The organism is Aquicoccus sp. (assembly GCF_041686535.1).
Classification (GTDB): domain Bacteria; phylum Pseudomonadota; class Alphaproteobacteria; order Rhodobacterales; family Rhodobacteraceae; genus Aquicoccus.
On the sequence record NZ_JAWLDS010000100.1, the window covers coordinates 1 to 10716 of the forward strand.

Genomic DNA, 10716 nt, shown 5'->3' on the forward strand with positions numbered 1-10716 from the left:
GTGACGCATATCCGGGCCTCTTACGTGCGCAGCCATTTCGACAGTATCGAGGTGGGATGCAACGATGCGCCGCGCGCCGATGAAATGGCGCTGATCCTTGTCATGACCGATGGGCCGCGGGTGCATTCGCGGGCCGGTGGTCTTGAAGCGTCACAGATCGAGGGAAAGGACGGGCTGAGATGAAGGCGAAGATCAGGAAGCTGGCCGTGACGGTCGAGGAGACGCAGCGCGAGATGGGGCGCGAGATCGCCCCGCCCACGCGCAAGGCGGTGGCCGTGGCGGTGATCGAGAACCCGTTCGCGGGGCGCTACGAGGAGGACCTGTCGGAGTTGATGGAGATCGGCGCGGAACTGGGCGGGCTTTTGGGCGAGCGTTGCGTGAAGGCGCTGGGGATCGAGCCGTGCGCGGCCGAGAGCTATGGCAAGTCGGCCATGGTGGGCGAGGCGGGCGAGTTGGAACATGCCGCCGCGATCCTGCACCCAAAACTGGGCGCACCGCTGCGCGCGGCGGTGGAAAAGGGCGCGGCGCTGGTGCCGTCGTCGAAGAAGATGGGCAGCCCGGGGCAGGTTCTGGACGTGCCGCTCGGGCACAAGGATGCGGCCTATGTGCGCAGCCATTTCGACGGGATCGAGGTGATGATGAACGACGCGCCGCGCGCGGGCGAGATCATGGTCGCCGTGGCGGTGACCGACAGCGGGCGGCCCATGCCGCGCGTTGGTGGCTTGCGCCACGAGGAGGCCGAGGGCAAGGATGGATTGAGGTAGAGCGAAAGAGCAGGCGGGACGGTCGGAGATCCGGCGCGGGATACCGCAGAAGACCAAGCAACCAACGGACAGACCAAAGCGAAAGAACCAACCGGGAGACGTGAACATGAAACCGATGAGACGCAAGATTGTGGGCGCGCTGGCGGCGCTGCCGATGCTGGGAATGATCCCCGCGGCGGCGCAGGCGCAGGAAAAGATCGTGATCGGCGAGATCAATTCCTATACTGCCCTGCCGGCCTTTACCGAGCCTTACAAGAAGGGTTGGACGCTGGCGATGGAAGAGATCAACGCGGCGGGCGGTGTGAACGGTGCGATGCTCGAGATCATAAGCCGCGACGATACCGGTGATCCGTCCACGGCGATCCGCATTGCCGAAGAGATGATTTCCAGGGACGAGGCGGTGATGCTGTTCGGTGGATTCCTGTCGAATATCGGCCTCGCATTGGCGGATTTCGCGAAACAGAAGCAGGTTTTCTTCCTGGCTTCCGAGCCGCTTTCCGATGCGCTCGTGTGGTCGAAGGGCAACCGCTATACCTATCGCTTGCGGCCCTCGACGCATATGCAGGCGGCGATGCTGGCCGAGCAGGCGGCAAAGCTGGACAAGAAGAAATGGGCCACGGTGGCGCCCAACTATGCCTATGGCAAGGATGCGGTGGCGGCGTTCAAATCCGAACTGACCAAGCTGCAGCCGGATGTGGAATGGGTGGCCGAGCAATGGCCGCCGCTGTTCAAGATCGACGCGGGGTCCACGGTGCGCGCGCTGGAACAGTCCAAGCCCGACGCGATCTACAACGTGACCTTCGGCGGGGATCTGGCCAAGTTCGTGCGCCAGGGCAGCTTGCGCTTCCTGTTCGAGGATCGCCCGGTGGTCTCTCTGCTGAGCGGCGAGCCGGAGTATCTCGATCCGCTGGGTGACGAGGCGCCGGAGGGCTGGATCGTGACCGGATACCCTTCGATGGATATCGACACGCCCGAGCATGAAGCCTTTGGCGCGGCCTACATGGAGCGCTGGGGCGAGGCGCCCAAGACCGGCTCGATCGTGGGCTACAACTCGGTCCTGTCGATCAAGGCGGCGCTGGAAAAGGCCGGGTCGACCGACACCGAGGCGATGCTGGCGGCGATGGAAGGGCTGGAAGTGCCCAGTTCGCCCACGGGGCCGTTCTATTACCGCGCGGCCGATCACCAGGCGACCATGGGCGCCTATGTGGGGACCACCGCGCTCGTCGATGGCAAGCCCAAGATGGTCGACTGGTTCTATGCCGACGGGGCCAATTACCTGCCCAGTGAAGAAGAGGCGGCGAAGATGCGCCCTGCGGAGTAGGGCGGATCGAAAGAACCTGCGGGGCGGTGGTGTTCGCCGCCCCGGTTTTTCGCATAAGAACAGTATCCTGACGGGGGACGGGCCGCATGGGCTTTTATGTCGCGCAATTGCTGACGGGGTTGGCGAATGCCTCCTCGCTGTTTCTGATCGCCTGCGGGTTGTCGATCATTTTCGGGGTCACGCGGATCGTCAACTTCGCGCATGGCTCGTTCTACATGGTGGGGGCCTATCTCGCCTATTCCATTGTCGCGCTGTTTCCCGGCAGCATCCTCGGATTCTGGGGGGGCGTGATCGCCGCGGCGCTGATCGTGGGGCTTCTGGGGCTCGTCGTCGAGATGACGATCCTGCGGCGCATCTATCGCGCGCCGGAGCTGTTCCAGCTGGTCGCAACCTTCGGCGTGGTGCTGATCATCCAGGACATAGCGCAGGCGATCTGGGGGGCCGAGGACAAGCTGGGCCCGCGCGCGCCGGGGTTGAGCAGCGCGGTGCGGATCATGGGAGAGCCGATCCCGCAATATGACCTTGCGCTCATCCTGATCGGACCGGCGGTCCTGGCCGCGATCTGGCTGTTGTTCCATCGCACCCGCTGGGGCGTTCTGGTGCGTGCCGCGACGCAGGACCGCGAGATGGTCGGCGCGCTGGGCGTCAACCAGGCGTGGCTTTTCTCGGCCACGTTCGTGCTGGGCGCGGCGCTGGCCGGGCTGGGCGGGGCGATCCAGATCCCGCGCGAGTCGGTGAACCTTCAGATGGACCTTTCGGTGATCGGGGATGCCTTTGTCGTCGTGGTGATCGGGGGCATGGGCAGCGTGTCGGGCGCTTTCGTGGCCGCGGTTCTCATCTCGGTGCTCAATGCCTTTGCGGTGCTCGTCTATCCGCAGATCTCGATCGTGCTGCCGTTCGTGGTGATGGCGGTGGTATTGATCGTGCGACCCTATGGACTTTTCGGCAAGGAGGGCAGCGGCCACGGCGCGCCGACCGAACCCGAACAGCCGCTGCGGCTCATGTCGTCGCGCGCGACGCTTGTGCTCATGGCGCTGGTCTTCGCACTCGCGGCAAGCCCGCTTGTGGCGAGTGATTTCGCCTCGATCCTGCTGGTCGATCTGATGGTGGCTACGCTTTTCGCGGTGAGCCTGCATTTCATGATGGGGCTGGGCGGCATGGTCAGTTTCGGCCACGCGGCCTATTTCGGGGTCGGCGCCTATGGCGCGGCGATGGCGGTGAGTTACCTGGGGTTGCCGATGATCCCGGCGATGATTGTGGGGCCGCTGGCGGCGGCCGTGGCGGCGCTGTTCTTTGGCTGGTTCTGCGTGCGGCTCTCGGGGGTCTACCTCGCGATGCTGACGCTCGCGGCCGCGCAGATCCTGTGGGGGGTCACGTTCCAGTCGCAGGAATATACCGGTGGGGATGACGGCATTGTCGGCATCTGGCCGGCGTCCTGGGCGACAAGCGACCAGGCCTATTTCTATGTCGCCTTCGCACTTTGCATCGGCGGCATCTGGTTCCTGCGGCGGGTGGCCCATTCGCCCTTCGGCTACGGGTTGCGCGGCGTCCGCGACAGCGACGTGCGCGCCGAGGCGATCGGGATGGACGTGAAATTCCATCAATGGATGGGTTTCGCGCTGGCCGGCACCATGGCCGGGCTGGCCGGGGTGGTGTTCGCGTTCTCCAAGGGCTCGGTCTTTCCCGACGTGCTGGGGATCGGGCAGTCGGTGGACGGGCTCATCATGGTGCTGCTGGGTGGTATCCATGCGCTGGCCGGGCCGATCCTGGGCGCGGGTGTCTTCGTGCTGATCGAGGATTGGGTGAGCCGCCTCGACTACTGGCGCTTCATCTTCGGGATGATCATCCTGGGCGTCGTTCTTCTTGCGCCGGATGGTGTCGCGGGGGGTGTCGACCGGCTCATGCGCGCGCTGGGTCTGCGCCGGGAGGGGCAGACATGAGGGCGAGGGTGGAACTTGAGGGGCCAGCCGATGGCCCTTGCGCACCTTCGGTGCGACACACTCCCCGGAGTATTTGGGGCAAGATGAAGCAGGGGGGCAGGGCATGAACGTGCTGGAGGTGCGTGGGCTGACCAAGAGCTTTGGCGGGCTGGTGGCGGTGAATGACGTTTCGTTCGATCTGGGCCAGGGCGAGTTCCTGGCGTTGATCGGGCCGAACGGGGCGGGCAAGACCACCTGTTTCAACATGGTGAACGGTTACTTGCGGCCCGACCGGGGTGCCGTGCGGCTGAATGGTGAGGACCTGATCGGGGTGCGGCCACGCGATATCGTGCGCAAGGGCGTGGGGCGGACCTTCCAGATCACCCGGACATTCCTGTCGATGACGGTCATCGAGAACATCCAGATGGCATTGATCAGCCATCATGGGCGGATGTTCGACATGCTGAGCCGGGCGACGCGGCTTTACCGCGACGAGGCCGAGGCGCTCTTGCGGCTGGTTTCGATGGCGGACCAGGCGGAGCGGGCCTGCTCGGAGCTGGCCTATGGCGATCTCAAGCGGCTTGAACTTGCGGTGGCGCTGGCGCCCGATCCGACGCTTTTGCTCATGGACGAGCCGACCGCGGGCATGGCGCCGAGCGAGCGGGTGGCGCTGATGGAACTGACCGCCAAGATCGTCGCCGATCGCGGGGTGAGCGTGCTTTTCACCGAGCATGACATGGACGTGGTCTTTGCCCATGCGCATCGCATCCTTGTACTCAATCGTGGCGGCTTGATCGCGGAAGGCACGGGCGAGGATATTCGCGGCAATGCCCTCGTCCAGGAGGTGTACCTGGGCGGTGGCACGTCGTTCGGACAGGCGGAGGCGGATCATGCTTGAAGTGAAAGACCTGACCGCGCGCTATGGGCGGGCGCAGATCCTGAACGGGGTGTCGCTGCGCGTCGGTGGCAACGAGGTGGTGGCACTCCTTGGGCGCAACGGCGCGGGTAAGACCACGACGATGAAATGTGTCATGGGGCTCGTCCTCCAGAAGGCGGGCGAGATCACCTATGACGGGGTCTCGATCCTAGGCAAGCCGTCGCATGAGATCTGTCGGCTGGGCATTGGTTATGTCCCGGAAGAGCGGCGCATCTTCGGCGATCTGACGGTCGAGGAAAACCTTGAGGTGGGCGACCGGCCCGCGCGCGCGGATGCCCCGGAATGGAGCCGCGAGCATCTTTTCGAACTCTTCCCGAACCTGGCCGAGCGACGGCGCAACCTGGGCAAGCAGTTGTCGGGTGGCGAGCAGCAGATGCTGACCATCGCGCGAACCCTGATGGGCAATCCCAAGGTGGTGCTCCTGGACGAGCCGAGCGAGGGCATTGCGCCGGTGATCGTCGAGCAGATGGCACGGGTCATCAAGGAGTTGAAGGCAGAGGGGCTTTCGGTGCTGCTGTCCGAGCAGAACCTGCATTTTGCCCGTGCCGTGGCCGACCGGGCCTGTATCATCGAGAAGGGCACGTTGCGATACGAGGGCGGGTTCGCCGATCTCGACGCCCATCCCGAGATCAGCCAGCAATATCTTGCGGTCTGAGGACGGGGCGGTGACACGGGAGGGATATCGCCTTGAGGATCAGGTGGGATACCTGTTGCGGCTGGCGAGCCAGCGCCACGCGGCGATCTTTCAGGCGCATACGCTGGAGGGGCTGACCGCGATGCAATTCGCCGCGCTGGTGCGGATCGGCGAGCAGGGCAGGGTTTCGCAGAACCGGCTGGGGCGGCTGGCGGCGATGGACGTTGCCACGATCAAGGGCGTGGCGGATCGGCTGCGCCAGAAGGGCCTGACCGAGACGGTGCCGGACCCCGAGGACAAGCGGCGGATGCTGATCTCGCTCTCGGCCGAGGGCGAGGCGCTGCTGGTGCGGATGGTCGAGGTGGGGCGCGTGGTGACCGAAGAGACGCTGGCCCCGCTGGATGCGCAGGAGCGTGAAACCTTCCTGTCTCTCTTGCGGCGGATGACCTGAACTTCAAAGTCCCGTCGGGAATTGAACCATCGAGCCTGGAAGTGCTAGTGGTCCCCATTGAACCGATAAATTTACCAGCCGATGAAGAGATTTCGATGCGCATTCTGATGGCCCTGATGGCGGCGGGCGGTTTGGCCGCATGTGACCTGTCCGATCCGATCCTGGCAACGCGATCCGTTCCGCAAGCCCCGCCCGCGGCAGGCCCGAGCGATTCCGAGCGTGCCCTGTGCCCGGGCCAGTCTTCACCGGAATGCCGGTTCGAGAACAGCCCGGTCAAGCTAGCCCCCGAGCCGGTGCAGTTGCCGCGTCGCGCGCTGGTGTTCTATCCCACGGCCGAGCCGCTGTCCTTTGTCGATGGGCGGGGGCGGGATTGGGTTGCCCCCGAACGCACGCTGACGGATGGTGCCTCGATTCCGAAGATGTTCATCTCGATCATCGGCGAACCGACCAGTCGGGAATTCGCCAACGCGGCGGCGGTGCATGATGCCTATTGCGGGGTTGGAAACGAGGACGGGCCGAAATTCCATGGCGCGCCGTGGCGCGATGTGCACCGGATGTTCTACGACGCGCTGCGCGTCGGGGGGACGCCCGAAACCAAGGCCAAGCTGATGTACGCGGCGGTTTACCTGGGCGGGCCGCGCTGGTCGGATGGTGGCGCCGAGCTTTCGGGGGAACCGCGTCTGTCGAGCCGGGGCAGTCTGGCGGCGCTGTCGCAATCCGAGGATGTTTCGCCCGCGCGCTACCTGCCGGAGCCCGAGTTGCGGCGGATCATGCGCCAGGTGCGCGATCTGCTCGAGACGGCGCAGCCGTCGCTGTCGCAGATCGAGACCTTCATCGACATGAGCGTGAGCGAAAGCGCCCGGCACGCCGCCCACGCGATCGGGCAGGGCGGCAACGATCACGGCGAAGATCCCGGCTATGGGATCGGGGACGGCCCGGGGGTGGATGGGCCACCGGGGGAAGATGTGGGCCCGGGTGACGTCGAGGGCGGTTCGTCCGATGGCCTGGCGGCGGTTGGCGAAGATGCCACGTGATGCATGAAATGTCGGAATAGTGCGCACCGGGATGGGGCGGGCTCCGTCTTTTCGTGACCCAGATCAAGGAAGAACGATCCGGCTCCGGGCAGACTGCGTCATGAACGTGTGACGGATGCATGAAAAGGAGCTTTCGATGTGGATTCTGGCATTGGTGATGCATGTGTTTCTGGGTGCGACCCTGGCCGGGAGTGCCATGGTCGTCGTGCTGGCCATGGGGTTGACGACGCTCAAGCCGTTGTTGATCGCGGCGCTGGTCGGGTATCTCATTTCCATCCCGGCCAGCTGGTACGTGGCCAAGGCCGTTTACGACAACCAGTGATCCACGCGAGCGGCCGTCAGGCGGTGGCGTTGAGCCACGTGCGCAGGGCGGCCTCGAATTCGCGCGGCTTCTCGGCGTGTAGCCAGTGGCCCGCACCGGGGATTTTCGCGAATTGCGCTTTCGGGAACAGGGCCTTGATACGCGGGCGATGTTCGGGGCGGATGTAATCGGACTCGCCGCCGCCCAGCATCAGAACCGGGCCTTCGAACGGGGTGTCGAGGTCATCGGGGAAGGCCAGGATCCTGTCCATGTCACGCGCGAGGACGTCGAGATTGAGCCGCCAGCGCTTTTCGCGCATGTCGAGGGATTGCGTGAAAAAGGAAACCAGCGCCGGATCGTCAACGTGGTCGGCGAGGGCCTCCTTGGCGTCGGCGCGCGTTTCGACCTGTGACAGATCGACGGATTGCATCGCGCGCAGATAGGGCATCTGGCTATGGCCATAGGAGACCGGCGCGATGTCGGCGACGATCAGGCGGTTGACAAGATCGGGGCGGGTCAGGGCCAGCACCATCGCCGCCTTCCCGCCCATGGAATGGCCAAGCACATCTGCGGGCTTGCCGATGCTCTCGATCACCTCGGCCAGATCGGCGGCCATGTCGGGATAGCCGTGGCTGTCGAACCATGGCGATTCGCCGTGGTTGCGCATGTCGACGGCGATCACCTGCCGCTCGTCGGACAGCCTCTTGGCGATCACGCCCCAGTTGCGCGCCGAGCCATAAAGCCCGTGGGCAATCAGGAGGGGCGGAGCGTCTGTTTCGGTGCCGTGCAGGATCGTGTTGAGCATGTGGTTTGTTATCGTGGATTGTCTGGTGAGGCCAGACACCAATCATGCGATGTGGTTGAGCCCCGACCTTCGTGCGCGTAGTCTGTTGCTTGGAATGTGGTGGGGGTCAAGGATGCGCGCATCGCCGGATATCGGGGCACGGGCCCGCGAGCTCGAGGCGCTGTTGGAAGAGAAGCTTGGCCTGCGCAAGGGGGCGTTCCCTGCGCGCGTGAAACGTGCCGGGCGGCAGATCCCGAAATGGGTTCATCGCGAGGCGGCGGTGATCAATGAAGCCTTGACGCTCAACTCCCATCCCAAGCTGCGCCACCGGATCGACCCGGCGCGCGTGCAGAGCGCCCACGACCGGATCCGGCAGTATCTGAACGGGATCGACCCGGCCGATCGGCGGTTGGGCCTGATCCTTGGAATGTTGGGCGCACTCGCCTTCAACCTGCTGCTGTTTGCGGTGCTGGTTCTTGGTTTTCTCAGGTGGCAGGGCCTGATCTGAGCCGTTTCGCCGGGGCGAGACGGTGCTCTTCCCAGGGTGCCCGTCTGACTACTCTCATTTGCGGACGAACGCGTCACCAAACCCTGCACGGCGGGCCTTGGCGAGGGCGCCGCCGACCTGGTCCTGGGCGAGGGGACCGGCCATGACGATCCGGTATTCGCGGCCGCCCCTGGTGTACTTGCCGATCCGCACCGGCAGGCCCATCGACTGAAGCTGCGTTGCGCTGCGCTGCGCATTGGCGGGGTTTCCGAAGGTGCCGACCTGCACATATTTGCCGCCGCCTTGCGTTGCCGTGGCTTTGCGCGGCGCGGTCTTGCTCGAGACGTGGGCCCGGGTCTCGTCCTTCTTGCGAACCACGACCTTGCGCGTGGTGGCGCGGTCGTCTTTCGGTTTGCCCTTGGACGAGATCGAATAGCCCGCCGCCTGCATCTCTTCATAGCTGTGATAGGGATAGATCAACCCCGGATAAAGGTGTGTCACGACCCGGCCGCTGTCGCGTTCATAGAGCTTGCGCGGGACGGTGTTGGTCCATGCGAGGCCGCTTTTCATCGCGCCGTCGATGGTCTGGTGGGCGCGTTTGGGGTTGAGCCGGTCATCATCCCATGCTTCGCGATAGCCGTCAGGGATCTTCTGGCCCTTGATCCGGGCGGCCTGTTGCTGATTGTAGACATGGCGCGGCACGATCCGCGTGCCCGGTGGAAGCGTGGCGGCGTCGACCCGGCGGGCGGGTGATTTCTCGTTTGACGATTCCGCCGCGACATCGCTTTGCGATCCCGTCGCAACGCGCTTTTTCACGGTCACGGGCTGGCCCCCGCGTATCACCGTTACTTCCTTGCCTTTGACATCGTCGGCCTGTTGCGGGCCGCAGCGGATGACGCCGCGACCGCGGTCGACGCCCGTGTAATAACGGCTGATGCCGGTGACGCCGGGGCAGTCGGTGGCCTCGGCGCTGCGGGTGACCCGGCGCGATTTCTCGGTGCTGGCCGGGGCAGGGGCGGGCTTGGTTTCGGGCGCCGGGGCGGCGGGTTTCGCTGGCCGTGGCGCGGGCGCGGCGGCGGCGCGGCGCTTGGGTTTCTCTTTTGCGTCCTTGGCCGGCTTGGGCTCGACCTCGACGGGCCGGGCCACCGGTTTCGCCTTGGGAGCGGGGGGCTCGGGTTTGTCCGTGGCGGTTTCCGAGGGTTCCGGATCGGTGGGAGGCGTGATCTCCTCGGCCTGGGCGGTCCGGCTTTCATCCGGCTCCGGCTCACCAGATTTTGCGAATGTCGGCTCATACCCACACAACACTTCGCGATCGCGCGTCACACGCGGCACCCAGTTCACGACGCCGTCGATCCCTGCGCGGATGAAGACGCAGCCGCGGCTGTCGACATATTGCTTGGCCGTGTAGGACTCGGGCGGCGTTTCGGCCGGGGTGTTGATGTCGCGCAGTGTCTGGGCCTCGGCAGCGACCAGCCCGACCGATGCGGCGATGATGGCTGATGCGAAGAGTCTCGTAAGTGTCATGTCTTGCCCCCACAAGATGTTGCGTCGACTGTGCCAAAAACAACCAGGCGAGTAAAGCTTGTTTCCGGTTTTACCGCGATTCTAGCGCAGATCCGCGGGCAAAGGGTTAACGGCATGGCAGGCCGCGATTCCGGGGGGTGACATCCGGCTGACATCCAGCTGCCGCCCGGCTGCCGCGGGCGGAGCGGTGAAGCGTTGCGTGAAACGGTAAACTGGGCGTGCGGTGGTGGTCACGGGAGGGCGCAGGTTTCCCGGTGGTGGCGGAGTCGGGTGAGAGGCCAAAAGCTGTCGGATGGAAGCGGTGTGGGCAGAGCGGATGTTCGGACACGCCCCGCCCGGACAGCGCCGCAGGCGCCGGGCGAGCGCCGGTCCGTCCCGCGGGCTGGCGCTTGGCGGCGTGGTGCCCCGCATGGATGCGGGATGACGCCGCGAGATAAACTGCCCTCGGTCGGTGTCGGAGCGCCCCCCGGACCGGCGCTCGCCCTCGGTGCTTTTGCGGTTTGCCTGCTCCGCCCGCATTGCCTCTCCTCGAACGCCGTCCCGGCAACCCGTGGCGGTCG

12 protein-coding genes are annotated in these 10716 nt (G+C 65.3%); 10 read left to right on the plus strand and 2 right to left on the minus strand.

All coding sequences use genetic code 11. The features are described from left to right. The 9 genes from ACESL9_RS15180 to ACESL9_RS15220 all read left to right on the plus strand — a co-directional run. Nucleotides 1-183: amino acid synthesis family protein (locus ACESL9_RS15180; RefSeq protein WP_372675104.1), on the plus strand; the 183-nt coding region annotated here is incomplete at its 5' end. Then, entirely contained in the window at nt 180-764 is a 585-nt protein-coding gene (locus ACESL9_RS15185; protein ID WP_372612320.1) for an amino acid synthesis family protein, read from the plus strand. The genes ACESL9_RS15180 and ACESL9_RS15185, both read left to right, overlap by 4 nt. A 106-nt stretch (nt 765-870) precedes the next feature. Further along, nucleotides 871-2085, plus strand: a complete 1215-nt coding sequence (locus tag ACESL9_RS15190) for an ABC transporter substrate-binding protein (protein WP_372675105.1) — start codon at nt 871-873, stop codon at nt 2083-2085. An 86-nt stretch (nt 2086-2171) separates the two neighbouring features. Further along, nucleotides 2172-4025 carry an ABC transporter permease gene (locus ACESL9_RS15195; RefSeq protein ID WP_372675106.1) on the plus strand — a complete coding sequence of 618 codons (1854 nt, stop codon included), beginning with the start codon at nt 2172-2174 and terminating at the stop codon, nt 4023-4025. 103 nt (nt 4026-4128) lie between these two features. Continuing rightward, on the plus strand, nt 4129-4902 hold the full coding sequence (locus ACESL9_RS15200) for an ABC transporter ATP-binding protein (RefSeq protein ID WP_372612314.1): 774 nt from the start codon (nt 4129-4131) through the stop codon (nt 4900-4902). Then, on the plus strand, nt 4895-5596 hold the full coding sequence (locus ACESL9_RS15205; protein WP_372612312.1) for an ABC transporter ATP-binding protein: 702 nt from the start codon (nt 4895-4897) through the stop codon (nt 5594-5596). The genes ACESL9_RS15200 and ACESL9_RS15205 overlap by 8 nt, the downstream gene beginning before the upstream one ends. Before the next feature lie 10 nt (nt 5597-5606). Beyond that, entirely contained in the window at nt 5607-6026 is a 420-nt protein-coding gene (locus ACESL9_RS15210) for a MarR family winged helix-turn-helix transcriptional regulator (RefSeq protein ID WP_372612310.1), read from the plus strand. Between the two features lie 95 nt (nt 6027-6121). Continuing rightward, nucleotides 6122-7060 (plus strand): DUF1353 domain-containing protein, encoded by a 939-nt coding sequence (locus ACESL9_RS15215; protein WP_372612308.1) that lies wholly within the window; start codon nt 6122-6124, stop codon nt 7058-7060. A 136-nt stretch (nt 7061-7196) separates the two neighbouring features. Next, nucleotides 7197-7382 (plus strand): CTP synthetase, encoded by a 186-nt coding sequence (locus ACESL9_RS15220; RefSeq protein ID WP_372612306.1) that lies wholly within the window; start codon nt 7197-7199, stop codon nt 7380-7382. Between the two features lie 16 nt (nt 7383-7398). Here ACESL9_RS15220 and ACESL9_RS15225 read toward each other — a convergent pair whose 3' ends face one another. Further along, on the minus strand, nt 7399-8166 hold the full coding sequence (locus tag ACESL9_RS15225) for an alpha/beta fold hydrolase (RefSeq protein ID WP_372612304.1): 768 nt from the start codon (nt 8164-8166) through the stop codon (nt 7399-7401). A gap of 112 nt (nt 8167-8278) precedes the next feature. On the opposite strand from ACESL9_RS15225, the gene ACESL9_RS15230 reads away from it, so the two are divergent. Next, nucleotides 8279-8653, plus strand: a complete 375-nt coding sequence (locus tag ACESL9_RS15230; RefSeq protein ID WP_372612302.1) for a hypothetical protein — start codon at nt 8279-8281, stop codon at nt 8651-8653. Between the two features lie 54 nt (nt 8654-8707). Here ACESL9_RS15230 and ACESL9_RS15235 read toward each other — a convergent pair whose 3' ends face one another. Next, nucleotides 8708-10156, minus strand: a complete 1449-nt coding sequence (locus tag ACESL9_RS15235) for an SPOR domain-containing protein (protein ID WP_372612300.1) — start codon at nt 10154-10156, stop codon at nt 8708-8710. Nucleotides 10157-10716: the final 560 nt, after the last annotated feature.

Coding starts and splice junctions, on each gene's coding strand:
- ACESL9_RS15185 (WP_372612320.1), top strand. CDS start 180: ATGAAGGCGAAGATCAGGAAGCTGGCCGTGACGGTCGAGGAGACGCAG.
- ACESL9_RS15190 (WP_372675105.1), top strand. CDS start 871: ATGAAACCGATGAGACGCAAGATTGTGGGCGCGCTGGCGGCGCTGCCG.
- ACESL9_RS15195 (WP_372675106.1), top strand. CDS start 2,172: ATGGGCTTTTATGTCGCGCAATTGCTGACGGGGTTGGCGAATGCCTCC.
- ACESL9_RS15200 (WP_372612314.1), top strand. CDS start 4,129: ATGAACGTGCTGGAGGTGCGTGGGCTGACCAAGAGCTTTGGCGGGCTG.
- ACESL9_RS15205 (WP_372612312.1), top strand. CDS start 4,895: ATGCTTGAAGTGAAAGACCTGACCGCGCGCTATGGGCGGGCGCAGATC.
- ACESL9_RS15215 (WP_372612308.1), top strand. CDS start 6,122: ATGCGCATTCTGATGGCCCTGATGGCGGCGGGCGGTTTGGCCGCATGT.
- ACESL9_RS15220 (WP_372612306.1), top strand. CDS start 7,197: ATGTGGATTCTGGCATTGGTGATGCATGTGTTTCTGGGTGCGACCCTG.
- ACESL9_RS15225 (WP_372612304.1), bottom strand. CDS start 8,166: ATGCTCAACACGATCCTGCACGGCACCGAAACAGACGCTCCGCCCCTC.
- ACESL9_RS15230 (WP_372612302.1), top strand. CDS start 8,279: ATGCGCGCATCGCCGGATATCGGGGCACGGGCCCGCGAGCTCGAGGCG.
- ACESL9_RS15235 (WP_372612300.1), bottom strand. CDS start 10,156: ATGACACTTACGAGACTCTTCGCATCAGCCATCATCGCCGCATCGGTC.